The sequence below is a fragment of the Candidatus Mycoplasma haematobovis genome (assembly GCF_001645765.1).
GTDB classification, from domain to species: Bacteria; Bacillota_I; Bacilli_A; order Mycoplasmatales; family Mycoplasmoidaceae; genus Eperythrozoon_B; species Eperythrozoon_B haematobovis.
In genome coordinates this window covers 1-26,338 of the sequence record NZ_LWUJ01000015.1, presented here as the reverse complement: position 1 = coordinate 26,338, position 26,338 = coordinate 1, and the positions used below count along the sequence as shown (strand labels likewise).

Genomic DNA, 26,338 nt, shown 5'->3' with positions numbered 1-26,338 from the left:
TACAAATGCTTAATATCGAAAAGCTAAAAGAAATAACAATTCCTTTACCATCTTTAGAAAAACAAAAAGAAATTGCTAATTTATTAGATAAGTTTTGAAAATTATCAGAAGAGCTTGAAGAAGAGCTAAGTTTAAGAAAACAACAATATGAGTACTATAGGGATGAGTTGCTTTCATTCAAACAAGATAACAAGATCGAATGGTTAACTTTAGGAGAAATATTTAAATTTATTGGTGGATTTCCGTTTGAAATAAGCAAATATAAAAGTAAGGGTTTTCCAATATTAAGAATTAATAATATTTGCGAATGTTTAATAGACAATAAAAATTTAGTTTTTTTCTCCAAAGGAGATTATGAACAAAATTTAGATTCATACATTTTGAGACCGAATGATTTATTTATCAGTAATGCTGGTACTTTAAAAATCGGGTTCAATAATCAGAATTTTGATTATTGAATAAATCAAAGAATATACAAATTAGATATTGATAAAGAAAAATACAATTGAAAATATTTATTTCACTGATTAGTTAACAATATTTACTATATATCTAACTTTTCCTCTTCATCAAATATGGTTCCCAATTGGAGCACCACAAAGATGAAAAAAATCAAAATTCCAATCCCTTCTTTAGAAAAACAACAAGAAATTGTTGATTTATTAGATAAATTTTGAGAACTATCAAACAGTATTAAAGAAGGATTGCCTTCTGAAATATTAATGAGGAAGCAGCAGTATGAGTACTACAGAGATAAATTATTAAATTAAAAGGATAATTTTGTCATTTTAAATAATTAAATATTGGAAATTAATAAACGACTTATTGGTAGTTTGTTAGGGGGGGGGTAGCTATATTAAGTTCTTTTGGTGGACTTAAGTTAAATGACAAGATTGCTTATGATGGACAGGTTAGAAAATTTGGGGTCGCAAGATCATCTTTCAATGAAGTACTTCCCACTTTACATAATACTGAAGGATATCGTGTACCAAGATGAGAAGATGATAGGGTTTGAAAGGAACTTTACAATCGTGATAATGGTGGTAAAAAAATTAGTATTGGCAATGGAAGTACGGAAACTATTAAATTTTTAGGTAGTCCTAGAGAATTAAGAGATATTTGTTACAAAATGATTTTGAAAGAAGCCACAAATAAATACGAAAGTTGTAATGCTTCCTCAGGATGATGTGAAGCTTGTTTAATTGGAAAAGGTTGATACGGCACTCCTGATGATTATTAATTTTCGAAAAAATTAATAAAATTAAAATTTTCAAATTCAAAAATATGAACAAAAAAATAGTGAGTAGTTTAGTAGGGAGGGAGTTACGGCTGTAGTTGCTTCTTTTGGGGGAGTCAAAGTTAAAAGTTCTATAGATTACAAGCAAAAGGTTGTTCGTTACGAAAAAGTAAATAAGAATGTTCAAGCTAAAAAAGGAAGTTATTGAAGTGATTATCAATTTCCAAAAAGAGAGGATAATAACATTTGACAAAAATTGCACGCTACAAAAATGAATGATTTATCAATAGTGAGGCAAAAGAAGCATTTTTAAAAAACTTTCCAAATGCTTTGGCCCTTAAAGATCACTGTTACAAAAAAGCAGAAGAAGATAAAGAATTAAAAGAATGTGAAATTTATGATTGCCGATGTGAAAAATGCATGATTAAAGTTAAATAATTCGTAACTAAATCTTCCTATCAAAAATTAACTAAGTATTTACGAAAGAACAAATCTTTTCTTTATTCAAATCTTCAGCAAATTTTGAAGGTATAACTTCAGATTCGCCTGTTCCTTCACATCAATATAAAAAGGAAGATTCAGCATCGGAAGAATCTAAAAAATGGCCATCACTTCCAATTGTAAAGAAAATATGAGATCCAAGCCTTTTATCGATAATATTTGCTAATTCTTTATTATTTCCTTCAGAATCCTTTCATTTAGAAAATACTGATTCTAATAACTTTAAGCCCTCTTTTCTTTTAACACCCCTAGCAACTAATTTTTGCTTTTCAATATCAATCTGTTCCTTCTTTTGAGAGGACAAAGTTAAAAAAGTTGCACCCGTAACAGTTACGCCAGTTGAAGCCAGTCCTATTATAGATTTAACGATAGTAGTGTTTTTCATTTAAAGACTAATATTCACATTGTTTTTAATAAAAAAATATTAATTCTTCTCTAAAGTTTTTTAACTTCCAAAAAATGAAGTATTGATATCTATAAGATAATTCATTTAAAGCAAATTTAATTAGTTTAAGAGGATAATTTTTTATAAAAGTCGCATATTAATTAAGTTTAAGAATAATCTCTTTAATTTGAAATAAAAGATGTTTTTTTAAAAAATATGAGTAGGAAATTAATTTTTAGCCTGTTAGGGGGGGGGTGATTTTGATTGCTTCTTTAGGTGGAGTTAAGTTAAACGATACTATAAATTTCAAAAGAAAAATTCTCTCTTATTCTCGAATACCAAATCAATTTAAACTGTCTGCCGGATTGGTTGGAAAGGATCTTTATTTTCCTGACTATACGGATGACGATGCTTGGAAAAGGACATATGAAACAAAATATACTGGCGATATTGACTTACCAAAAAGGAGAACTGATTTTTTAAAAGATTTTTCAAGTTGAGATAAATTTCGAGATTATTGTTATCAAGAAGCAGAAAAGGGGTATGAAACATGCAATGAAACGCAAGGCTTCTGTATGGAATGTGCTAGAGATAGTTCTTGAGACTGGGATAAAAATCGTCGCGGCACTTAGATTGGTGGTAGTAGTTTACCAAATTACGATGATGCGAACAAAAAAATGGTAATGATTACAACGGAGTTAAAAAATAATGTGATGCTTGTTTAAGAAACAAAAGTTAGAGATAAATAGCTAAGATTTAAAGAGGATAACACTTTTATTAGACGCAAACAAATTCATTAACAAAAAGCTCCTTTACTGCCAAACCTACATTACATCATTCACTAAATTTAAAATCTAATCTTTTATTTATTTAATATTATCGTCTTAATCTTCAAGAAGTTAAACTACCCCAGCTAAAACTATTAAATACTTCTTTGCATGAGCCCTCATCATTAATAACTTTACTGGTTAATAAAGTACAAATTTTCTCTAATTAAATTTTTTTATTAGCAATAAAAAATATTTTTTTAATTTCAAAAAGAACTTTAAAATTCTGTGTTTCCACAATCTTTACAAAAAACGACTTTTTGCATAAATTAAAGCAAGTTTCGAAAAATAATTAATAACGAAATTTCAACAAAAACTAAATTAAAAAATTCCTAATGCTTAAAAATTTTTGAAATTGTTAATCTCCCCTCTGCAAGTTAGAGTTCAAATTTATTTAAAACTTTGAATTAATTATTACTTTTATTATCATAAATAGATACCTAAAATTTTTTCATTAATAGAAGCTAAAATACTATCAAAAAATGCTGTTTTCCTCAATTAAAGCTTAATAACAGAAATTGACTACTTAAAAATTTTACAAGTTATCACATTCTGACTTAACTTTTAAAAAATCACTTCCAACCGCAGGGGCGGGATTTTTAGAAGAGCATCATTCCTTCAATTTTTGTCCTAATTGATAATCGGAAAGCCCTTTCCCTTCTGAAAACTTTTGTTGAAGTTTCAACCACTCTCTCCACAACGATTCATTACTGTCTTTGTCAGCTTTTTTCTTAAAATCATTATACTTCGTATTAAATCATTCAGAATTTGCTTTTCCTCATCCTTTTTGAGTTGATAAATCTGCAAAATTTGAATTTTGTCATCCATAATAACCTCCTACTGCAGTAATGCCAGTTATTGCCAGTCCTATTAAAGATTTTGCTATATTATCCATAAAAATTCTTCACCATCCAAGTTAATACAAAAGACGATGTGTCTATTTTATCTAATATAGTTAAAGTTATAACTTCCTTAACGAAACTTCAAAAAGCAGGTTAATTTTAATAATTTCTTTTTTTCAAATTTATCTAAAAATTAATATAGCTAAATTAAAATGCATGCTTGTATCTAGAAATAGTTCGTAAAGTTAAGTGAATTTATACTGACCAAGACAAAAATAAACTGGTTGATTTTAATTTAAATTAAGATTTTTAAGGAATGAATAGAAAGTTAGTATTTAGCCTATTAGGGGGGGGATATCGATTACAATAGCAACTTTAGGAAGTTTTAAAGTAAACGACTCTGTAAAGAGCAGAAAACTAAGGTATTGGAAGCAAGTGAATAAGACGTTTTCTGAAAATCTTTCTGAAGATTTCAAAAAAGAAAATTATTATTTACCTCTTTGAGAAGATAATGTTTCATGAAAAAAACAACATGATGGGTTGCCAAGTAAATACTCAAAATCTTTCAACCCTTATGAAAGGTGACCAACTCCTGAATCATTTAGAAATTATTGTTATGACGAAGCAGAAAAAGACAAAGAGGTAAAAGATTGCAATACTTCTTGAGGATGATGCGAACATTGCGTTAGATCAAAGAACTGAGATTAAAAAATTTAACAAAATTCTTTCAATGTCGGATTACATAGGGCGAAATATCTTGATTTCCACTAATGAAAATACAGTAGTATCAGAATACAAAGCCGATCCACAAGAAAAATACTTCGCATCAGAAAGGGAAGCAGAAGAAAGCTTAATTAATAACCTTCAAGAACAAGGTTATGAATGAGTAAAGATTGATAACAAAAAAGCACTAGAAAATAACCTAAGAAAACAAATTGAAAAACTAAATAATTTAAGAAAAAAAGAAGCTACAGAATTCAAATTTACAGATAACGAATGAGATTGGTTCTTTAGAGAATATATAGCTGGAGAGCATATATCTATTGAACAAAAGATTGAATCTATTCAAGAAGATAACGTAAAGATACTTAATAGAGATGATGGCAGTCAAAAAAATATTTATTTAATTGATAAAGATCATGTACACAACAACTATTTACAAGTTATTAATCAATATAGAGAAAAAGAAGGTAATCATAATTGTAGATACGATGTAACCATATTAGTAAATGGTTTCCCTCTAGTACATATTGAACTTAAGAAAAAAGATGTAGATATTAAATCAGCTTTTGACCAAATTAAAAGATACCAAGAAAATAGCTTCTTTGCAGGAAATGGTTTATTTGAATATATTCAAATATTCATTATTTCCAATACTCAAGATACCAAATACTACTCTAGCTCTACTAGATTAGAGAGCATCAACAGAAGTAATAAAACAGAATTCAAAAAAAACAAATCGGGTTTTGTATTTACTAATTACTGAACTAGCAAAAAACATGAAAAAATAAAGAATTTAGAAGACTTTGCTAAACATTTCTTAAATAAGAAAAACTTATTAAACATACTCACAAAATACTGTGTCTTTACTACTTACAAAAAATTAGTAGTAATGAGACCTTATCAAATTGATGCTGTTGAATCTATTATTAATCGTATTAATTTAGCTATCAATAATAAATGAGAGGGGAAAACAAAAGGTGGTGGCTTTATTTGACATGCTACAGGTAGTGGTAAGACCTTAACTTCTTTCAAAGCTGCTCAATTAATTTCAAAAATTGGTGATATAGAAAAAGTTCTATTTGTAGTAGACAGAAAAGCTCTTGACCATCAGACTGTTGCAGAATATCAAAAATATGGGGGCGATTTAACTACTGATGCAGCAAGCACTGCCATATTGCTTTCAAAACTTAAAGATTCAAAAAGCAAAATAATAGTTACTTCAATTAATAAATTAAGCAGAATATGTAAACAAAATAAAGATTTAGAGATCTTTAATAAGAGGGTAGTGCTTATTTTTGATGAGTGTCACAGAAGTCAATTTGGAGAAATGCACAATTACATTACTAAGGCATTCAAAAAATATCATATATTCGGCTTTACGGGCACTCCAATATTTACAGCAAACTCTATAGATCCAGACCGAAAAACTACAGAACACTACTTTGGTGATCAATTAAATGCCTACACCCTAGTAAATGCTATTTCAGACAAAAATGTTCTTAAATTTAGACTATCTTACTTAGAGAGGGAAGGAAAAATGATTCTAGATCAAAAAGTAGATTATGTCTTGGAGCATTTCAATGATATGACAAAGAATAGTAAATTTAATTCAATACTAGCTGCTGACTCCATTGAAGAAGCTATTAAATATTACGATAATTTCAAAAAGAAATTAGGTAAAAGAGATCTGAAAATAGCCTCTATTTTCAGTCCTGAGGAAAAACATAATGAACAACTGATAAGAATAATTAATAACTACAATGAAGCTTTTGGAACTAACTTTAATATAGAGAATTTCGATAATTACAGAACATCCATATCTAAGAAAGTTAAAGATAGAGAAATAGATTTATTAATAGTTGCAGACATGTTCTTAACTGGTTTTGATGCCCCTACTCTTAATACGTTATGACTAGACAAGCCTAAAATAAGAGATCATAACTTAATTCAAGCCTTTTCAAGAACTAACAGAATTTATGACCAAATTAAAGATACTGGAAATATTATTAGCTTTAACAACATTAAACAAGCTATGGATGAAGCTCTTGAATTATTTGGATATGAAGAAAATGATAAGCGCATAATAATTGAAAATAACTTTAACGAACAATATGAAATTTACAAAAGAGAAGTAGAAAAATTAAAGAAAGAATTTCCTTTAAATAAAGATTGTGCTACTACTGAAGAAAAGAAAAAGTTCATTATGGCCTGAAATAGTATTGAACCACAAATAAATAAACTTTCTTCTTATGATGAATTTAAAGATCAAGAATTAATTAATAATGAAGAGAGGGATAATTACAGAGGGAGATATTTAAAATATGCAGAAGAATTTAAGAAACCAAAAAAAGATAATAAAGCTAAAGAAATAGAGGAAGAAATAACAATTTCCCTATCTGCCTTAGATTTTATTAAACATGTAGAGGTAAATGTTGACTATATTCTTTGATTAATCAGCAAAAAAGAAAGTAAAGAAGTAATTCAGAGATTAGTGAATGCCAGTCCTGATTATAGAGATAAGTGAGATTTAATTGAAGAATTTATAGATGGAAATAAAGATTCTGAAGATGTTCATGAAGCTTGAAGAAAGTTTATTGAAAATAAAATGACAATGGAAGTTAAAGAAATAATAGATGAATACAAATTAACTAAGCCAGAAGAAGTACAAAGAGTAGTTAAAGAAAGAAATTTAGAAAAAATAAACAAGGGCCCATGAATGGAAGAAAATATGGAAAAAATTTCTTTATTTGATGATGGTAAATATGAGAAAATCAAAAAATTAAGGGATAAACTAACATTAATAATCTTTAAATATAGAAAAATTTCTTAATCCTCTAAAATCCTACTCCCATTTGGATTTTATTTTAAACAATATTGTTGAACTATCCCTTTAGTTAATGCATCATATTTCGAATATTTTTGAAATTTACATCAACTTATTCAAGCTTCTCTATTTTTGACAAAAGAATCAGTTATTTTGACTCCTTTTTCTTTAAATAAAGGCAAATAATCTATTTTTCAATTTTCTCTGAAAAAATTTAAATCAACATACATTCCATCCTCCCCTTCACCTATTCCTTCTAATTTTTTTCCATCCACTAAATAATCAACAACCCCCATTGCACAATATTTTTTATGATTATCTAAACTAACAAAAAACTTCTTACCACTAGTCTCTACATCACACCAAAAGCTCAAAGCAACCCACTTTTGATCTTTAGAAGTCAAAAACTCATCTAACTTAATATCTTTATTAATAACATCTTTGTATCTAACTAGCATTCTTTTGTAAATCTCCTCTTTATTTTGGGCATTTTGAATCAATTTAAATCCTTCACTTTCAAGAGACTGTGAAATAATTGGAGAAAATTTGTAAATTCCATAAAGTATTGCTAATGCTGCTATTCCCATGGCTAAGATAATTTTTTTATACCGCATGTAGCTTTGGAGTATCCAAAGTTACACACCAAGATCTTGCATATCTTCTCTCTTTAGGCTTTACATTAACAGGGCTCTGATTTAATTTACTACTACATCAATCTTTAAGTAACTCTATATTACTGCTTGCAAATATATCTTTAGTACTAAATTCCCCAATTATTCCTGATTGTGCGATGCTACTCTTAAGTTCTTTAAATACTCTATTTCACTCTCTATCCCTAACACTAGGATCTAACTCCTCTACTAAGCTAACATTATCCTCTTCAAGAAATTCAACACCTAATGTAGCTGTACAATATCTCCTAGCTCTTCATAAAGTTACACTATCTCAACTAGAACTATTAAATACTTCTCTGCATCATCGATTTAAATAATAAGCACCCTCATCGTTGGAAGCTTTACTAGTTAAATAAGGTACAAAGTTTTCTTTAATTATGTCTTTCTTATTAGTAACAAAGGTACGCTTTCACTTATTAAAGGGATCTTTCTTAATTTCAAAGAGCGCTTTGAATCCTTGTGTTTCTAAAACTACTTTAAGAAATGGTTTTTTGAATAAATTAGTGTATGCCTCAAGAGCAATTAAACCTGCAACTCCAACAAAAATTAAAGCAGAAAGAAAGTTCTTAATACTCAAGAACTCCTGAGTTTGTTAACTTCAATGATGAATCATAATTTAAATTTTTCTAGAGCTTGAATAAATTATTATTTTCTTTATTAAGGTTGAGTTTTCAAAACGAAAAATTTTAAAATTGTTTTCTCAATGAGAAGCCTTAATAGGAATTGTTGTATTATCTACAAAAAATAGAGCATTTATACTTTACGAACTTTTTTCCCTACAAAACCTGTCTTAAATTACAATCAAATACGAGACCAAAAATTGAAACTAAATTGGTATGATTATATGAAAAAAGTAAGTTTTTTCATGCACTGCTAGCGATAACTTAATTAGAATTTGAAATAATTTTTTTATTAGGATAACAAGCCATCGTCTTAGTTACTTTTAAATTGTGTTCAGTAGACATGTCATGCTCATGCAGTAAATTAATATTTACTCAAAAACAATCTCTAACCAAAGTCTCTCTCAATATTCTATGAAAATAAATTCCAGTAAATATCAATGTCAATCTATTTCTCGCTCCTTCTTTAGAAAAACAAAAGGAAATTACAGATTTATTAGATAAATTTTGAGAACTATCAAACAGTATTAAAGGAGGATTGCCGGCTGAAATATTATTAAGAAAACATCAATATGAATATTACAGAGATAAATTACTAATTTAAATTTAAAAGCTATTTTCTTAAAAAAATGAAAAAAAAATTAATATCTAGTTTATTAGGGGGGGTAACGGTTGCAGTTGCTACTTTTGGAGGAGTTGAAGCTAAAAAAGCTATAGATTACAACGGAAAGTTTGTTCATTACAAAAAAATAGCAGAAAATTTTAAGAAAGTTGATTTTGCACAAAGTGAAGGAGAAGAATGATATTTTCCAAATTTTTTTGATGATGAAATTTGACAATACGTGTATAAAAATAAATATGCAGTAGGAAATTCAGAAGATGATAGAAGAAGAGAAAGAGAAAATTTTCTAAAAAGGTATCCTAATTGGGAGTCATTCAGAAATTACTGTTACGATATGGCGCAAAGGACGAATTATAATGGTTGTGATGCTTCGAATGGATGATGTATAGAATGCGCTAGAAAAAGTTCTTGAGAATTTGAAAGAAATAGAGGGCGTTAATTAGTAATTAAGATTTGTTCAATTATTTTCCCAAAAATTATATTTTTGACCTCTTTTTATTTATTATTTTCTTTAATATTTCTTCATTCAACTTAAATTCATAATCCTTAATTAACTTTATACTTAACAAAGAAGTGATGCTTTTTTTAAATAAAAAATTATTAATAAAATTAAATTACTAAAACAAAAAACTTTAGACAACAATTTAAGGTTAAAAAATCGTCTACATAGTAATATCTTTAAAAGATTGTTGTTATCAAAAGAATTTAAAACTTGAATACCGATTGAACAAATTTTTGACAAGAAAATTTAAGAAGATAAATAATCCCTGCTTCTTCTCTAGAAAAAATAGTTAATCAATTAATAAATTTTGAAAACTATCTAAAGGGGGAGTTGCCAAGAGAAACATTGTAAAGAAAACAACAGTGCGAATTTTACAAATATAGATCATTAACTTAACTTAAAAGCAAGCAACTTGTATTAAAAATATTTTATATTTAACAAACATTAATTAAAATTTTCCTTCCTACTTAACTACACAAAAGTAAACAAATTCTTAATAAACAACTAAATTTTCTTATTTAAAAAATCAATTAATGTCTTACAAAATCACAAATTAATTCTTTATTTAAATCTCTAGCAAATTTTTCAGGCACAGATTGAGACCCACCACATCAAGATAACATCGATGATTCGGCAGTAGAAGGATCTACAAAACCGCCATTTTCGCCGATTGTAAAAAAGTTATAAGATCCATTTCTTTCATCAATAACCTTAGCTAATTCTTCGTTATTACCATTAGAATCCTTCAACTTTAAAAATACTGCTTCTAACAACTTTAAACCCTCTTTCCTTTTAGTGCCTCTAGCAACTAATTTTTGCTTTTCAATATCAATCTGTTCCTTCTTTTGCGAAGGAAAAGCAACCAAGGTCACACCTGCTACAGTTGCGCCAGTTAAAGCCAGTCCTATTAAAGATCTAGCAATATTATTCATATAAAGTTCCCAATTTTAATTCATTCAATTTCATAATTTACAACAAACTAAAAATTATTTAGAAAGATAAAATTTAATTTGTCTTTTAGGAAAAATGTCTATTTAAACCTATCTTTGTTATTTGATTGATCTTGAAAATGCAAATAATATTAAATTTATTTCTTATGAAAAAGGACAAACAATAAATTTTAAGACAAACCACCAACGCTCAAATATAATCTTTCCAAAAACTCATTTTCAGGTGAACCATTCATAAGATATTTACAAATAAAGTAGATTGAAAAAGAGCAGAAATATGGACACTATAGAATCAATCTAATTAGTTTAAAGTAATCAAATAATTAAAGTTGTCTGTCTTTGCGCAAATAAATTAAAAAATGTTAATGGTTTGCTAGTAAGGAGTAGTTATTGTAGCTTCATTTGGTGAAATTAAATCAAATGATACTCTAGAATACAACAGAAAAGTCAATTACTACGTAAAAATAAGTAAACAAAAGCAGTAAATTCTTGATAGAAAAAATGTGATATTTGGCAACTTAAGACGATAATAAATCCCGAAGGGAACAGTACAATAATATGTTAAATGATGTTTATTTAAAGGGGTGGGCAAGACAATAATGACCAAATTTAGAAGCCTTTAGATTCTATTGTTTTGGGGAGGCTGAAAAATCTTCCAGAGAGAATTTAAAAAAGAAAGGCCTGATATGCATGGTGCTTTACAATAAATAAAAAAATTAGGATTGGCTGATTGTGCGATATTGTAACTTTTCAATTTAGTTCAAAAATAAATTTTCATATTCTTTATTTTCGAAGTTTAAATTTTCAATATTAAAGATACAATAATTTTTGCAAGAAAAACTAATGAATAATATTGAAAAAATCTCAAAAGATTAATTAATAGTCAAAGAAGAAAGAATTTAAAATTTTAAAAAAATATGACTGAAAGACAAGAAGCACTATTAAAGTTGGGCAAACAAATGAAAGAGATTATTAAATTGTCTGAAACTTTGACCTTTAAAGGTCATCCTGTTATTGATAAGTGGGTGTCTCAAGTGAAAAAACTTATTGACGAAGATTTTGATCTATGTTTATTTAACAGTTTTTCATCTTATGAATTTGCTCCACATAAGAGTGAGGTTTTTGATATCTTGACTTATTTGAGAAGGATGCTTAAAAAAGAAGGTATTTTTTCAGAAGACTTGGTTAAATAATGGTTATCGATAAAGTTCAAAAGAAAAAGGATTTTTTTGAAATGAGAGAGCGTCTTAAGGAATTAGAAAAATATATAGAAGAAGTGGATGTTGATAATCGCTTTTTGGAACTAGACTTTTGAATGGATGATTTATTTATTTTAGCTAAGAAACATTGCGAGGGATGATTAGGGCAGATGGCAAATTATTATAGAAAATGTAGGAAAAGTTATAGAGCTATAGCAGCTTGTTATGCTCTCCGAGGTGTATTTGAAAATGAGGGCTGAGAGTTAGGAATTTTGAAAAGATATTGAGACGACGGAATATATGAAAAAACCGAAAAATAAATGTTGAGGAGAAAGTATTGTCAAAATCTTTGAAGACATTAGGGCGGTAGCAGAAAATTTTTCTCAATTTGGAATAACAGATTTAACAAATTTTTGAATAAAAAAAGTTAAATTCTGAGCAGAAGAAAACGACGATTTAGAACTGTTAAGCGTCGTTTACATATTTGAAATATGAAAAGATAAAGAATCATTAAAAAAAATAACTTTGATAGTATCTGAAAGACAACAATATTTTTTAAGAAGAAAAGAAATAAAGAATAACATATTTATCGCTCACAATCACAACGATCCTCTTGCCAAAGAATTGCAAATGTTTTTATTTAAAGAAAAATTTAATCCAATAATTATGCAAGAACAACCAAATACAGGAACAACAATTTTTGATAAATTTACAAACCTTGAATTCAATATAGCCATTATTCTCTTAACTGAAGACCCTAATTTCAAAAAAACTACAAAAATAAGTCAATTTAAAGCAAATGTAATTTTTGAAGCCGGATATTGCTACAGTCATTTAGATGACAGAGCCAATGTAATTATTATGTACGATGGAAAAGTAGAAATACCTTCAAATATTGGGGCAATTGAATATATCAAGATAGATAAAGATTGAAAATACAATTTAACAAATTCATTAAAGGCTAGAGGATTAATGAAATCCTAGAATCAATCTTACTACTCATTTTTCTTTAATAGACTTTGTTGTCAAAGCATCTTATTAATTTAAATTTCAAAATTTATCTCTAGTTTTTATAGGCCATTAATGAATCAATGGTTTCGCTTATTTTTCAAAAATAACTAAACTCTTAATTACTTAAAATTTAAAGCGTCACCTTAATCTTATGCCCATCCAATTTTTAACTATTGAAAAAGTATGCGATTTACAAATTGTCTACAACTTTGAAAGTCATAAAGCTTCATTAAGAAGATGATACGCATTCAGGTAATTTACACAAAAATCTATCAAAAATAAGAGAAAATAACTCGAAAAAAATATTCAAAAAGAAACATCCCGATTCAAAAAAATTTAGAAATTATTGTTACAAGCAAATAAAGGAGGGGGTGAAAGATTTGGAAATTATAATAACTCAGATGTCGATTTCCAGAATGCTTAAAAAACTTGAGATTTTTCTTAATAAATCTTGCAAAAATAAATTACTTCCACAGATATATTAATCAGAATTATTAAAAAAATAAAAGTTAATCAAATATAATTTAAAGTTTCTATATGTGAAGTCTTACTGAAGTCTTAATATTTTCTGGAGCTGCAATAGCTGGTGGAGGGGGTGGAGGTTGAGCTATTTATAGAGCAATCCAAGAAAGTGTTGAAGCTGAAAAAAGAAAAAATGATGCATTTTGAAATAGTAAATTAATTGAGTTAGAAAAAGAATTGGTTAAGTTGCGCAAGAAAAGTGACGGTAGCTACAATGATTTGGCTTCAAAAATTGTTCCCAAAAATTTTGATGCAGTTTTTGATTTAAATAACAGCGGCACTGCTTTTGAACATGGCAAAAGAGAAAAACAAAGAAATGCTCTCTCTGTTTTTTGTAATAGTAGCAGAAAAAGAGAAATTGATCCTGAAGTAGCGAAAAGAATTTGCGAAAAATAAAACATTATCTATTTGAGTTTAAATAGCATTATTTATTGAAATCAAAGTTAAGATATCCATAAACAAAATTTAATAATTAAAAAGAAAAAGTCCAAAATGCAATACTTAACTTTAGGAAATATTGTCGAATTTAAAAAAGGCTTTTCATTTGAAAAAAACAAACATAAAACTCAAGGAGAACCAATACTTAAAGTTTTGAATGTACAAAATAACAAAATATCTGAATATGGAATGATTTATTTTGACAAAAAAGATTACTCTAAAGATCTAACTGAATATTTAGTAAATCCTGGCGATATTATCCTGACAATTCAAGGGGCAAGTTCGCTTGTAATAATTTAAATTATTCCCTATACCTAAGTTCAACTATTATTAAATTTGTATTTGGCCCGTCAATAATAAATTCAAGATATTTATTTTCACTTTTTACTATCTAAAGATTATGAAATACATCAATTTGTATATGGTGCCGATCCCAAAAGATTAGATTTAAAAAAATTAGCAAAAACTCTTGATAATTTTTGAAAATTATCAGAAGAGCTTAGTTTAAGAAAGAAACAATATGAGTATTATAGGGATGAGTTATTGTCATTCAAACAAGATAACAAGATAACAAGATCAAATGATTAACATTAGGAGAAATAGCAATTGAACTATATAGAGGAATTGGAATAAAAAAGATGAAGTTATTGAAGGAGAAATTGGGTATCCATGTGTTAGATATGGGTGAGTTCATACTTCAAATTTAATTTATTTTGATAAGTGTCAATTTGGAATAGATGAAACGCTAATAAAAAACAAAAAAGATGACTTATTATTCGTAATAACTAGCGAAAATATTCAAGATATAGAAAAAACATGCACCTACATAGGAAAAAAGCCAATATTAGTGGGTGGAGATATAGTGATCATGAAACACAATCAAAATCCTAAATATTTAGCTTATACGCTATCAACAGGGGATGCTTTATTACAAAAAACTAAAGGAAAAATAAAATCCAAAGTAGTTCACTCTAATATAGACCAAATAAAAAAATTAATAATTCCAATCCCTTCTCTAGAAAAACAACAAGAAATTGTTAATTTATTAGATAAATTTTGAGAACTATCAAACAGTATTAAAGGAGGATTGCCGGCTGAAATATTATTAAGAAAACATCAATATAAATATTACAGAGATAAATTATTAATTTAAATTTAAAAGCTATTTTCTTAAAAAAATGAACAAAAGATTAATATCTAGTTTATTAGGGGGGGGGTAACGGTTGCAGTTGCTACTTTTGGAGGAGTTAAAGCTAAAAAAGCTATAGATTACAACGGAAAGTTTGTTCATTACAAAAAAATAGCAGAAAATTTTAAGAAAGTTAATTTTGCACAAAGCGAAGGAGAAGAATGATATTTTCCAGATTTTTTTGATGATGAAATTTGACAATACGTGTATAAAAATAAATATGCAGTAGGAAATTCAGAAGATGATAGAAAAAGAGAAAGAGAAAATTTTCTAAAAGATTATCCTAATTGGGAGTCATTCAGAAATTACTGTTACGATATGGCGCAAAAGACGAATTATAGTGGTTGTGATACTTCGAATGGATGATGTATGGAATGCGTTAGAAATAATTCTTGAAGTTTTGAAAAACAACGAAAAAAATAAAAAAACTCAAATTATCTACCATTAATAATCGCAATCTGTTATCATTTCTTCTTAATATCAAAATAATAAATTGAAGAAGCGTAACTTGCGCTTCTGTATATATTGCAGTTTCCGCTACCGCAATTACTTTGTCAGCCTTAAACCAATCTCCTTCAATTGCTATTCACGAAAAAAAAGTTGAAATAATTCCAGTTAAACCTTTCGTAGCTCCAGATAAAGTTGCTCAAAAAACAGTGAATGAATTTGATGCATACAATAACTGTAGAAATAGATGGCTTCCTTCTTATTGCAGAAAGTTTGGTAATGGAAAATACACTTGATAATTAAATTTTTGCACTTGTCTGATATTCAATATTTAACTATAAAAGATATATGCGATTTACAAGCTGGTTATGGCTTTGAAAGCCATAAATATAAAGAAAACGGAGAACCTATTTTACGAGTTACGAGTTTAAAAAATAACAAAATAGATGATACTCAACTTAAATTTTTTTACCCTTCAGATTATTCCAAAAATTTAGAAAAACATATACTACGCCCCAATGAAATAGTTATTTCAAAAGATGGAACTATAGGAAAAGTTGCTTTCAACAATAAAAATTGCAATTTTTATTTAAGTTCTCAGTTAATTAAAGTAATACCCAAAACTAACATTCATACTAGGTACTTGTTTCACTTTCTTATTTCAAAAACTAAAGAAATCGAAAAAATGACTACAGGTAAATCCGCCATACTTCATTTAAATTTGACTAAATTTAAGAACTTAAAAATTCCCATTCCCACTTTAGAAAAACAAAAAGAAATAGCTAATAAACTAGATAAATTTTCAAAATTATCAGAAGAGCTTCAAGAAGAGCTAAGTTTAAGAAAGAAACAATATGAGTATTATAGGGATGAGCTATTGTCATTCAAACAAGATAACAAGATCGAATGATTAACATTAGGAGAAATAGAAACTGATATTTATAGGGGTAGTCCTATAACTAAAAGTCAGTTGGCTAATTCTGGTAAGCCTTGCTTAAAGTATGGGGAAATATATACTACACACAAAATTTGATTTAATAAATGTATTTCTTACTTAGGAGAAACCAATCTTAAAAGTTATAGATATTGCGAATATGGAGATTTGCTTTTTGCTATTGATGGAGAAACGCCAGAAGAAATCGGTACTTGTGTAACTTATTTAGGTAAAGAAAAATTAATTATTGATACTCATATAGTAGTTATTAAACATAAGCAAAATCCAAAATATTTGGCTTATGCTCTATCAACCTTCGATGCACAAAAACAAAAAATAAAATTATCCAACATTAATCAAATTGTCGGAATTAATAAAGAAAAGCTAAAGAAAATCAAAATTCCTATTCCTTCTTTAGAAAAACAACAAGAAATTTCAAATTTATTAGATAAGTTTTGAAAGTTGTCAAACAATATTAAAGAAGGATTGCCGGCTGAAATATTATTAAGAAAACATCAATATGAATATTACAGAGATAAATTATTAAAATAAGAGTCTATTTTTTTAAAAAAATGAACAAAAAATTAATATCTAGTTTGTTAGGGGGGGGGTAACCTTGGCGATGGCTTCTTTTTGTGGCCTTAAGTTAAATAATAATATAGATTTTAGAAAAAAAATTGAGCGTTATAGAAAAGTTAAAGAAAATCTTCAAAAAGCCCTAACAGATCAGTTTGAAAATTATTATTTACCTAGTTGAAGCAATGATGCGCTTTGAAAAAGAATTCACGATAACCTCCAATATAAATGAACAAGTAGAAATCCATACGACCTATATCCTACTCCACAATCATTTAGAGATTGATGTTATGAAAAAGCAGAAAAAGACAAAAATAACGATGATTGCAATGGAACATGGGGATGGTGTGGTGATTGTTTAAGAAATAGAGATTGAGATAAGGGCTTAAGTTTAGGGGAATAATATTTCTTGTTAAATCTGCTAAATATAATAAAAAATTACTAAACAAACATCACTTTATTTAAATTGAACTATTAAATACTTCTTTAAATAATTCCTTATTAGCAATAAAAAATTTTCTGCTTTTTAAGGTCCTTTTTGAATTGAAAAAAATTTACATCTTTACAACGTATTTTAAAAAGTGGCTTTTTGTATAAACCAAAGAAAAGTTCCTAATATTTAAAAATTTTTAAAATCGCTAATCTCCCTCTAAGGGATCATAATTTAAATTAATTTTAAAATTTTAAGTTAATTATTATTTTTCATACTACAATCTAAAGGTTTAAATTTATCTTTTCTAATTAGAAGCTTAATAAAAGACAATTGTTTATTTAAATTTTTACAAATTCACACATTCTGCTTTAACTTTTGCAAAAGCATTGTCAACCGCAGGATTAGGATTTTCGGAACCACACCACTCCTTCAGTTTTTGTCCTAATTGGTGTTCAGAAAGACTTTTTCCATTCATAAACTTTTGCTGAAGTTTAAGTCATTCATCCCACAATGGTCTATTTTCAGACGCATTAACCTTTTCCTTAAAATCTTTATACTTAGTATCGAATCATTCAGAGTTTGCTTCCCCTCATCCTTTTTGTGTTGATAAATCTGAAGAATTTAAACTCTGCCACCCATAATAACCTCCTGTCGCTGTAATGCCAGTTATTGCCAGTCCTATTAAAGATTTCGCAATATTATCCATATAAGCTGCTACCCAATTTAAAATTTATCTGAATTAACATACAAAAACGATACATTTCTTTAATGAAGTTTTAAAAAAATAAAATATATTTCATATTTTTAATTTACTCAATAGTTAATCAACGACTTTTAAGTAAATTAAAGCCTTATGAATTAGTATCAAATAGATCAAAATCAAAAGTACAAACTTACCCTTATGGAAGAAAAGGAAATAGAAGATTTTAAAATGGCAAATTGCAAAAAGGATTTTTTAAAAATAACGTCAAAAGAACGGGAGTTAAATTAATCTGGTAAATCATACAAATAAATTCTTTAAACAAAATAATATATTTTCAAGTTAATAAAAAATTAATTTCTTAAGAATTAAACGAATTTTTTAACTTGCTTATTTAATATTCATTTAAAATTAATTAGCTTCTTTAAATATGTGAAGTCTTACTAAAGTCTTAGTATTTTCTAGCGTAGCAATTGCTGGTAGCGGCGGAGGGGGATGAGCTATTTATAGAGCGCTTAAAGAAGATGTTGAGGCAGTCAAAAAAGAAAGAGTGAAGTGAGATAGCAAACTAGATATATTGAAACAAGAATTAATTAAATTGCGCACAGGCAATAATGATGAATATTCAACGTTAACTAAAAAAATTGCGCCCAATGAAAGAAGTACAATTTTTGATTTAAATAACGAAAATAACGCTTTTCAAAGCGATAAAAAAGATTTACAAAGAAAAGCTCTCTCTGATTTTTGTAAAAATGATGAAAAAAAACAAGGAATCAGAGAAGGGCTATTAAAGATTATTTGTGAATAAAAAATTAATACTTAGCTTGTTAGGGGGGGGGGTTACGTCTCTAATAGCCTCATTTACTGGGCTTACGTTAAATGATAATATAAGTTACAAAAAAAAGACAAGTAGGTTTAAAAAAGTTAACGAAACATTTTCAAAAAGCTTAACAGGACAATTTGAAAATTATTATTTACCTAGTTGAGATAATGATGCTATATGAAAAAGAATGCATGATTTTTTAAGAGACAGATGAACACATAGTAATCCCTATGAAAAATACCCCACTTTTCAATCTCTTAGAGATTATTGCTATGAAATGGCAGAAAAAGACAAAAATAATGGTGATTGCAATGGAACATGGGGGTGGTGTGATGACTGTATAAGAGATAGAAGTTGAGATAACAGAGTTACACAATAATTATTGAAAAACTATTAATAAATTATCAAAGTAAAGTTTCGAAAATATTATTGATGATTAAATTGTAAAACTTAAAAATATTTTACAAAATTTAGCTTTAATTGAAACAAAAATCCACTCTATCTTAAAACTAGAAGAGATGTCTTAATTATTAATCAAAATTTGCAAAATAAAGATATATTTTTTATTAACTACTAAAAATCTTTAATTCGAAATAACTAATTTTGCAATAAATCAAAGTAATGCTACATAGTTATTTAGATATTAAACATAAAAGCAAAAATAAAAATTTATTACTAATAGTCGTGGCGATCTTTTTTCCAGAAAACTTAAAATTTATTTAAATATTTTTCATAAATTTGAATTAATTTTAAAAGTGAAAAAAGTAACACTAGGAGAAGTATGCAAATTTCAAACTGGTTTTTGATTCAAACCCACTAAATACAAAAAATCTGGTTTTCCTATATTAAGAATCAAAAATATACAACAAGGAAAAATTTATTTTAAAAATATAGTATTCTTCGATCCTTTAGATTATGAAAAAAATTTAAACAAATACAAAATAAAGTCTAATGATATTGTTATCGCTTTATCTGGAGCAACAGCGGGAAAAATAGCTTTTAATAATAGCGATCAAATACTCTTTCTTAATACTGCTACTGGCAGAATCGATCCAGATGAAACGCGAATAAACAGAAGATATCTTTATCATTTCTTGTTATCAAAAAATAAAGAACTTTATGAAATGGCAATTTGCGGCACTCAACCAAATCTTTATTTTTCTTCCATCAAAAACATGGAAATTATATTGCCATCTTTATCAGAACAGAACAGAACAGAACAGCAAAGATATTAGATAAATTCCTAGAGTTATCTGAGGAGCTTTGTGAGGAGCTAAATTTAAGAAAAAAACAATATGAGTACTATAGGGATGAGTTACTTTCATTCAAACAAGATAACAAGATAACAAGATTGAATGATTAACTTTAGGAGAAATAGCAACTGATATTTATAGGGGTGGTCCTATAACTAAAAGTCAGTTGGCTAATTCTGGTAAGCCTTGCTTAAAGTATGGGGAAATATATACTACACACAAAATTTGATTTAATAAATGTATTTCTTACTTAGGAGAAACCAATCTTAAAAGTTATAGATATTGCGAATATGGAGATTTGCTTTTTGCTATTGATGGAGAAACGCCAGAAGAAATCGGTACTTGTGTAACTTATTTAGGTAAAGAAAAATTAATTATTGATACTCATATAGTAGTTATTAAACATAAGCAAAATCCAAAATATTTGGCTTATGCTCTATCAACCTTCGATGCACAAAAACAAAAAATAAAATTATCCAACATTAATCAAATTGTCGGAATTAATAAAGAAAAGCTAAAGAAAATCAAAATTCCTATTCCTTCTTTAGAAAAACAACAAAAAATTTCAGATTTATTAGATAAGTTTTGAAAATTATCTAACAATATTAGAGAAGGATTGCCTACTGAAATATTATTAAGAAAACAGCAATATGAATATTACAGAGATAAATTATTAAAATAAGGGTCTATTTTTTTAAAAAAATGAACAAGAAATTAATACTTAACTTGTTTTAGGGGAATAACAATTGCATTTTTTATTGGAATTATTGAAAATTACAATAGGAAAATAAATAAAACATTTTCAGAACATCTTCCTGATAATTTCAAATTAGAAAAATATTATTTACATTTTTGAGAAGACGGCGTTTCATTTAAAAAGCAACATGAATCCTTTCCGCTAAAATCGGATCTATTAATCCACATAAAAAATGACCAACGCCAGAATCATTTAGGAGTTGTTGTTATGATGAAGCAGAAAAAGACAAGGAAGTAAAAATTGTAATTCTACTAGAAGGTGATGTGTACAATACGTTTAGATCAAAAGATTGAGACTAAATAAATTGTTAATTTAATAGAAAATTTAAATTACCTTTAGAAAATAAGATATCATTCTGAATTTAACAATTTATCTTCAAGTCGCTTGAAAATCTCTGCTTCTAAATTAAAATAATGTCTAATTTAAAATTTCACAAATTCTAAAAATCTTTGCTTAAATTATTCTAATCTAATGGTTAAATAACAAGTAACAAAAATTGCTTCTAAAATTAAATTTTTGTAAAGGCACAAATTAAATCTTTATTCAAATCTGAAGCAAACTTTTCAGGTATTTCAGAAGAACCTATGTCTTCCGTGCATCAAGATAACAACCCTGTTTCAGCCGTTCCGTAATCACGAAATTTATCATCATCTCCAATTGCGAAAAAAACAAATGCTCCTCGTCTTTTATCGATCACTGCGGCTAATTCTTTATTATTACCATCCTCATCCTTGTGTTTAACAAATGCTTTTTCCAACAATTCTAGCCCTGCTCTTCTTTTGGAATTCCTAGCAACCAGTTTTTGTTGTTCAATATCAATTTCCGCTATTTTTTGCGAAGGAAAAGCAACAAAGACCGCTCCTGCAATAGTCGCGCCAGTCCTATTAAAGATTTTGCTATAGTAATTTTATTCATTTAAAAAATTTATTGCTAACAGCCTTCTTTCAATTGTGAAAACTCATCACCATTTAAAGAAGTGCTGTATCATTCTTTGAATCTTGCAGCTACTTCAAATTCCGTTTTCTCGTTCTGTTTCAAATATTTTTCTTTTCAACGAGTCCAAAGATCTAAACTATTACCTCTTTTAGCTTAAAATGGTTTTCATTTCTTATTAAATCAATTAGAATTCTGCCGTTTCTCAAAAAGTTCAAGAATCTGAACTTAAATACTGTCAACTATAATACAACAGCTGTATTGCCAGTCCCATTAAAGATTTTGCTATACTATCTTTATATAAATACAATTGTATGGGTCAACTAATTTAGTTAATGTGATTAATTAGATTTCCTAAACCTTCTCTTCTTATTAAGAGACTTAATCCTTTTAAACCTAGGTCGGTAGATTTAAATAAGTACCTTAAAGTTCCTAAAAAGTCCTTTTGATTTCCTAAAAGGAGTTTAGTTAAGTACTAGCTTGCTTAAATTAACTAAACTATCTAATTTACAATCTCTTAGTTTTTCAGTTTACAATGTCTCAATTATCCGCCCCTGCTTTTTAAACTAAATTAATTTTTTTTATGGGAGACATTAATAAGTATGACATTTTGCTCACTATGAACGAAAATACAGTTGCAACTGAATACAAAGAAAGAGAAAAAGAGAGCGGTTTTATGAGCGAGAAAGAAATAGAAGAAAGCTTAATTAAAATTCTCCGAGAACAAGGTTATGAATGAATAAAAATCAATGATGAAAGAGAGTTAAAGTCAAATTTAAGAAAACAAATAGAGAAGCTTAACAATTTACAAGAAAATCATAAAGATAAAGAATTTAAATTTACTGACAAAGAATGAGAAGTATTTTTCAATGAACATATCTCAAACAAAAATAAACAACTCGAAGACAAAACGGAAACTATTCAAAACGACCACAAAAAGCTCTTAAGAAGGGAAGACAGAACTGTTAAGAATATTTATTTAATCGATAAGAAGAATGTGCACAACAACTACCTACAAGTAATTAATCAATATAGCGAATCGAGAGGAAATCATAATTGTAGATACGATGTAACAATATTAGTAAATGGTTTTCCACTAGTACATATAGAACTGAAAAGAAATAATACAGATATTAGAGAAGCTTTTAGGCAAATAAATAGATATCAAGAAAATAGTTTTTGGGCGGGAAGTGGATTATTTGAATACGCTCAAATATTTATTATCTCTAATGGAAAAGATACTAAATACTACTCCAACAGCACCAGAGATGCAAGAGTTGAGGAAAACAATAAACGAGAAAAAAGAAAAAGTAATGCAAGTTTTGAATTTACTAATTATTGAGCGAGCAAAGATCATACAAAAATAAAAAGATTAGATGATTTTGCAAAGTACTTTCTTAATAAAAAAACCATACTAAATATTCTTACTAAGTATTGCGTATTTACTACCGACAAAAAATTAATAGTAATGCGTCCTTATCAAATAGATGCGGTTGAAGCTGTTATTAATACTATTTCCAAAGGAATTAACAATAAATTAAATAAAAAAGGAGGATTTATTTGGCATGCTACAGGAAGTGGTAAGACTTTAACTTCATTTAAAGCTGCACAATTAGCTTCGGAAATACCAGAAGTAGAAAAAGTTTTATTCGTAGTAGACAGAAAAGCTTTAGATCATCAAACTGTAAAGGAATATCAAAAATATGGGGGTGATTTAACTACCGATACGGCCAACTCTTCCATATTATTGGAAAAACTTGAAGATGCAAATAGCAAAATAATTGTTACTTCAATTAAGAAATTAAGTGGAATATGTGGGAAAGAGAAAAACTTAAATATCTTTAACAAACAAGTGGTACTTATTTTTGATGAGTGTCACAGAAGCCAATTTGGCCTAATGCATAAATATATTACTGAAGCATTTAAAAAATACTATATATTCGGCTTTACAGGAACCCCGATATTTAAAGAAAATTCTATCGAACCTAATAGAGAAACTACTGAAATTTACTTTGGCAAGCAGTTAAGTTCTTATACATTAGTACACGCTATTGGCGATGGTAACGTTCTTAAATTTCAAGTATCCTTCTTTAACGTAACAGGAACAGGAAGAATAAATGAAATAGTGGATTATGTTATTAAAGAATTTAATAAAAAAACACACAAAAACCAATTTCAAAGAGGATTTAATTCTATATTTGCTGCTAATTCTATTGAAGAAGCAATTCAATATTACAATACATTTAAGGAAAAAATAAATAAGCAAAGCGATCTTAAAATAGCCGCTATCTTTAGCCCTGAAGAAAAACATAATGAAAGTCTTGAAAAAATTATGCAGGACTACAATAAAGAATTTGAAACAGATTATGACTTAACTAAATTTGATAGTTATAGAAGCAATATATCTAAAGCAGTTAAAGAAAGAAAAATAGATTTATTAATAGTTGCGGATATGTTTTTGACTGGATTTGATGCACCCACCCTTAACACGCTATGGCTTGATAAACCATCAATTAGAGATCACAATTTGATTCAAGCCTTTTCAAGAACCAACAGAATTTACAACGAAATTAAAAGTGCGGGAATTATTATTAGCTTTAATGATATTAAAGAGCAAATGGATGATGCTCTTAAGTTGTTTGGTTATGAAGATAGCGATAGAGAATTTATTATTGACAGTAATTTTGAAAAACAATATGCAACTTATAAAAGAAGTATTGAAGACTTAGAAAAACGTTTTCCTTTAAAAAAAGAACTAAACGCAGAAGAAAAAAAAGAATTTATTGTGGCTTGAAATAATATTGAGCCGCAAATTAACAAATTAAATTCTTTTGATGAATTTGAAGGAAAAGAAATTCTTACTGAAGAAGATAAACAAGAATACAGGGCGAAATATTTAGATTTTAAAGAAGAATTTATAAAGCGCAGAAATAGTACTAATAATGAACAAGAAAAAAATAAATTAGTTGAAGAAGAAGAAATTCCTTTTACTGCTATTGAATTCATTAGACAAGTAGAGGTAGATATTAATTATTTATTGAAATTAATTGAGCAAGGAACAGAACTTTCAATAATACATAGGCTAGCGAAAGCAAGTCCTGAACACAGAGATAATTGACCTTTATTTGAAGAATTTATTAACATCAAAAGAAACACTTATAATAACGAAGCATGAAGAGAATTTATTGAAAAAAAGAGACTAGAGGAAATTAAGAATTTAATAATTCAATACAAGTTAAGAAATGAAGATGAAATACATAGAGTAATAAAAGAGAAAAACATTGAAAAAATAAATAAAGGAGAGTGAATTGAAAAAGTAATAGAAATCATGTCTTTTTCTGATCCAAACAGGTTTAAAAAGGTAGAAATTGTAAGATTTGAATTGACAAGAATAGTTCTTAAGTATTCAAAAATTTCTTAAGTTGTAAATAAAAGTATTGGGAATTACAATAAACAATAGCTTTATTTGGAAGAATTAAATTTGGGAATTTTGTTGACTAAAATCAAAAGTAAGTCAGTTCATTATTAAAGCGAAAAAACAATTTGAAAAGATCTTAATCTTCCCAAAACAGAATAATAACGCATAACAAAAATCCATACTAATGAAATAAAGGAAAACATTTAAAAAACAACAACAACAAAAGTCGAAAAATAAATTTAATGGTAGTCTTCATAAGCAAGAATCATTAATTAAAATGAAAGTTTCTTGCTTCAAACAAGTTTTTTTATTACAAATAAATAAAAATAATGGCTTTCAAACGAGGTAACGAGGTAACGAGGTGATTAACTATAGAAAAAATAGCCACTAAACTATATAGAGGTTTTGGAATAAAAAAAGATCAGGCAATTGAAGGCGTCGGTTACCCTTGCGTTAGATATGGATGAATTCATATTTCAAATTTAATTTATTTTGATAAGTGTCAATTTGGAATAGATGAAACACTAATCAAAAACAAAAGATATGCTAGCAAAGGAGATATATTATTTGCAATAATTAGCGAAAATACGAATGATATTGAAAAAGCTATCGCTTACATCGGTGAAAAAGATATTTTAGTAGGCGATGGGGTTGTGGTTATGAAACATAACCAAAATCCTAAATATTTAGCTTATGCATTATCAACTACTAATGCTCAAAAACAAAAATCTCAAGGAAAAATAAAACTTAGAGTGGTTAATTCTGGTGTTCCTCACATTAAAAAATTAACACTTCCAATTCCGTCCTTAGCAAAACAAGAAGAGATTGTCAATTTATTAGATAAGTTTTGAAAATTATCAAAAGAGCTTGAAAAAGAGCTTGAAAAAGAGCTTAATTTAAGAAAACAACAATATGAATATTATAGGGATGAGTTGCTTTCATTCAAACAAGATAACAAGATCGAATGATTAGCTTTAAAAGATATATGTAATCTTCAA

The 26,338-nt window shown here is 27.6% G+C and carries 28 protein-coding genes; 21 read left to right on the top strand and 7 right to left on the bottom strand.

Annotated elements, in window-relative coordinates:
- Both A6V39_RS05725 and A6V39_RS05720 read left to right on the top strand, forming a co-directional pair.
- A partial coding sequence (locus A6V39_RS05725) for a restriction endonuclease subunit S (protein ID WP_187150720.1) occupies positions 1 to 770 on the top strand: 770 nt, incomplete at its 5' end.
- Positions 771 to 1,483: 713 nt separating this feature from the next.
- Positions 1,484 to 1,675, top strand: coding sequence for a hypothetical protein (locus A6V39_RS05720; protein WP_187150719.1), 192 nt, complete (start codon positions 1,484 to 1,486; stop codon positions 1,673 to 1,675).
- A 31-nt stretch (positions 1,676 to 1,706) separates the two neighbouring features.
- Here A6V39_RS05720 and A6V39_RS05715 read toward each other — a convergent pair whose 3' ends face one another.
- Positions 1,707 to 2,123, bottom strand: coding sequence for a hypothetical protein (locus A6V39_RS05715; RefSeq protein ID WP_187150718.1), 417 nt, complete (start codon positions 2,121 to 2,123; stop codon positions 1,707 to 1,709).
- A gap of 254 nt (positions 2,124 to 2,377) precedes the next feature.
- On the opposite strand from A6V39_RS05715, the gene A6V39_RS05710 reads away from it, so the two are divergent.
- A complete protein-coding gene (locus A6V39_RS05710; RefSeq protein ID WP_187150717.1) occupies positions 2,378 to 2,755 on the top strand; it encodes a hypothetical protein in 378 nt (125 codons plus the stop codon).
- A 730-nt stretch (positions 2,756 to 3,485) separates the two neighbouring features.
- Here the strand turns inward: A6V39_RS05710 and A6V39_RS05705 are convergent.
- Positions 3,486 to 3,845 carry a hypothetical protein gene (locus A6V39_RS05705; RefSeq protein WP_187150716.1) on the bottom strand — a complete coding sequence of 120 codons (360 nt, stop codon included), beginning with the start codon at positions 3,843 to 3,845 and terminating at the stop codon, positions 3,486 to 3,488.
- A 382-nt stretch (positions 3,846 to 4,227) separates the two neighbouring features.
- Between A6V39_RS05705 and A6V39_RS05700 the strand changes: the two genes are divergently transcribed.
- Positions 4,228 to 4,500 carry a hypothetical protein gene (locus tag A6V39_RS05700; RefSeq protein WP_187150715.1) on the top strand — a complete coding sequence of 91 codons (273 nt, stop codon included), beginning with the start codon at positions 4,228 to 4,230 and terminating at the stop codon, positions 4,498 to 4,500.
- A 22-nt stretch (positions 4,501 to 4,522) separates the two neighbouring features.
- Complete coding sequence (locus A6V39_RS05695; protein ID WP_187150714.1) at positions 4,523 to 7,345, top strand: type I restriction endonuclease subunit R; 2,823 nt, start codon at positions 4,523 to 4,525, stop codon at positions 7,343 to 7,345.
- A 29-nt stretch (positions 7,346 to 7,374) separates the two neighbouring features.
- Here A6V39_RS05695 and A6V39_RS05690 read toward each other — a convergent pair whose 3' ends face one another.
- Entirely contained in the window at positions 7,375 to 7,926 is a 552-nt protein-coding gene (locus tag A6V39_RS05690; RefSeq protein WP_187150713.1) for a hypothetical protein, read from the bottom strand.
- A 16-nt stretch (positions 7,927 to 7,942) separates the two neighbouring features.
- Positions 7,943 to 8,590 (bottom strand): hypothetical protein, encoded by a 648-nt coding sequence (locus tag A6V39_RS05685; protein WP_187150712.1) that lies wholly within the window; start codon positions 8,588 to 8,590, stop codon positions 7,943 to 7,945.
- Positions 8,591 to 9,262: 672 nt separating this feature from the next.
- Here A6V39_RS05685 and A6V39_RS05680 point away from each other — a divergent pair.
- Positions 9,263 to 9,694, top strand: a complete 432-nt coding sequence (locus A6V39_RS05680) for a hypothetical protein (protein ID WP_187150711.1) — start codon at positions 9,263 to 9,265, stop codon at positions 9,692 to 9,694.
- A gap of 593 nt (positions 9,695 to 10,287) precedes the next feature.
- Here A6V39_RS05680 and A6V39_RS05675 read toward each other — a convergent pair.
- Positions 10,288 to 10,689, bottom strand: a complete 402-nt coding sequence (locus tag A6V39_RS05675; RefSeq protein ID WP_187150710.1) for a hypothetical protein — start codon at positions 10,687 to 10,689, stop codon at positions 10,288 to 10,290.
- Between the two features lie 935 nt (positions 10,690 to 11,624).
- On the opposite strand from A6V39_RS05675, the gene A6V39_RS05670 reads away from it, so the two are divergent.
- The 9 genes from A6V39_RS05670 to A6V39_RS05630 all read left to right on the top strand — a co-directional run bounded on the left by A6V39_RS05670 (position 11,625) and on the right by A6V39_RS05630 (position 17,426).
- Entirely contained in the window at positions 11,625 to 11,900 is a 276-nt protein-coding gene (locus A6V39_RS05670) for a hypothetical protein (protein ID WP_187150709.1), read from the top strand.
- The gene (locus A6V39_RS05665) at positions 11,900 to 12,226 is read left to right on the top strand and encodes a hypothetical protein (RefSeq protein ID WP_187150708.1); all 327 of its coding nucleotides are present in this window, start codon (positions 11,900 to 11,902) and stop codon (positions 12,224 to 12,226) included. The genes A6V39_RS05670 and A6V39_RS05665 overlap by 1 nt, the downstream gene beginning before the upstream one ends.
- The gene (locus tag A6V39_RS05660) at positions 12,207 to 12,890 is read left to right on the top strand and encodes a TIR domain-containing protein (protein WP_187150707.1); all 684 of its coding nucleotides are present in this window, start codon (positions 12,207 to 12,209) and stop codon (positions 12,888 to 12,890) included. Before A6V39_RS05665 ends, A6V39_RS05660 begins: the two co-directional genes overlap by 20 nt.
- A gap of 564 nt (positions 12,891 to 13,454) precedes the next feature.
- Positions 13,455 to 13,835 (top strand): hypothetical protein, encoded by a 381-nt coding sequence (locus tag A6V39_RS05655; protein WP_187150706.1) that lies wholly within the window; start codon positions 13,455 to 13,457, stop codon positions 13,833 to 13,835.
- A gap of 96 nt (positions 13,836 to 13,931) precedes the next feature.
- Entirely contained in the window at positions 13,932 to 14,177 is a 246-nt protein-coding gene (locus tag A6V39_RS05650) for a restriction endonuclease subunit S domain-containing protein (protein ID WP_187150705.1), read from the top strand.
- Between the two features lie 547 nt (positions 14,178 to 14,724).
- On the top strand, positions 14,725 to 15,030 hold the full coding sequence (locus tag A6V39_RS05645) for a restriction endonuclease subunit S (protein ID WP_187150704.1): 306 nt from the start codon (positions 14,725 to 14,727) through the stop codon (positions 15,028 to 15,030).
- A gap of 587 nt (positions 15,031 to 15,617) precedes the next feature.
- The gene (locus tag A6V39_RS05640; RefSeq protein WP_187150703.1) at positions 15,618 to 15,812 is read left to right on the top strand and encodes a hypothetical protein; all 195 of its coding nucleotides are present in this window, start codon (positions 15,618 to 15,620) and stop codon (positions 15,810 to 15,812) included.
- 14 nt (positions 15,813 to 15,826) lie between these two features.
- Positions 15,827 to 16,999: a restriction endonuclease subunit S gene (locus A6V39_RS05635; RefSeq protein WP_187150702.1), complete on the top strand. Its 1,173-nt coding sequence runs from the start codon at positions 15,827 to 15,829 to the stop codon at positions 16,997 to 16,999.
- Positions 17,000 to 17,069: 70 nt separating this feature from the next.
- Entirely contained in the window at positions 17,070 to 17,426 is a 357-nt protein-coding gene (locus A6V39_RS05630; protein ID WP_187150701.1) for a hypothetical protein, read from the top strand.
- Between the two features lie 376 nt (positions 17,427 to 17,802).
- On the opposite strand, the gene A6V39_RS05625 is transcribed toward A6V39_RS05630, so the two are convergent.
- Positions 17,803 to 18,162 carry a hypothetical protein gene (locus A6V39_RS05625; protein ID WP_187150700.1) on the bottom strand — a complete coding sequence of 120 codons (360 nt, stop codon included), beginning with the start codon at positions 18,160 to 18,162 and terminating at the stop codon, positions 17,803 to 17,805.
- 424 nt (positions 18,163 to 18,586) lie between these two features.
- Between A6V39_RS05625 and A6V39_RS05620 the strand changes: the two genes are divergently transcribed.
- From A6V39_RS05620 to A6V39_RS05605, 4 genes are all read left to right on the top strand, one after another.
- The gene (locus tag A6V39_RS05620) at positions 18,587 to 18,964 is read left to right on the top strand and encodes a hypothetical protein (protein WP_187150699.1); all 378 of its coding nucleotides are present in this window, start codon (positions 18,587 to 18,589) and stop codon (positions 18,962 to 18,964) included.
- A complete protein-coding gene (locus A6V39_RS05615; protein WP_187150698.1) occupies positions 18,957 to 19,358 on the top strand; it encodes a hypothetical protein in 402 nt (133 codons plus the stop codon). The genes A6V39_RS05620 and A6V39_RS05615 overlap by 8 nt, the downstream gene beginning before the upstream one ends.
- 376 nt (positions 19,359 to 19,734) lie before the next feature.
- On the top strand, positions 19,735 to 20,214 hold the full coding sequence (locus tag A6V39_RS05610; protein ID WP_187150697.1) for a restriction endonuclease subunit S: 480 nt from the start codon (positions 19,735 to 19,737) through the stop codon (positions 20,212 to 20,214).
- A 115-nt stretch (positions 20,215 to 20,329) separates the two neighbouring features.
- Positions 20,330 to 20,914: a restriction endonuclease subunit S gene (locus tag A6V39_RS05605; protein ID WP_222702671.1), complete on the top strand. Its 585-nt coding sequence runs from the start codon at positions 20,330 to 20,332 to the stop codon at positions 20,912 to 20,914.
- 583 nt (positions 20,915 to 21,497) lie between these two features.
- Here A6V39_RS05605 and A6V39_RS05600 read toward each other — a convergent pair.
- Positions 21,498 to 21,746, bottom strand: coding sequence for a hypothetical protein (locus A6V39_RS05600; protein WP_187150695.1), 249 nt, complete (start codon positions 21,744 to 21,746; stop codon positions 21,498 to 21,500).
- A 759-nt stretch (positions 21,747 to 22,505) separates the two neighbouring features.
- Here A6V39_RS05600 and A6V39_RS05595 point away from each other — a divergent pair.
- Both A6V39_RS05595 and A6V39_RS05590 read left to right on the top strand, forming a co-directional pair.
- The gene (locus A6V39_RS05595; RefSeq protein ID WP_187150694.1) at positions 22,506 to 25,343 is read left to right on the top strand and encodes a type I restriction endonuclease subunit R; all 2,838 of its coding nucleotides are present in this window, start codon (positions 22,506 to 22,508) and stop codon (positions 25,341 to 25,343) included.
- Between the two features lie 326 nt (positions 25,344 to 25,669).
- On the top strand, positions 25,670 to 26,338 hold a 669-nt coding region (locus A6V39_RS05590), incomplete at its 3' end, for a restriction endonuclease subunit S (protein ID WP_187150693.1).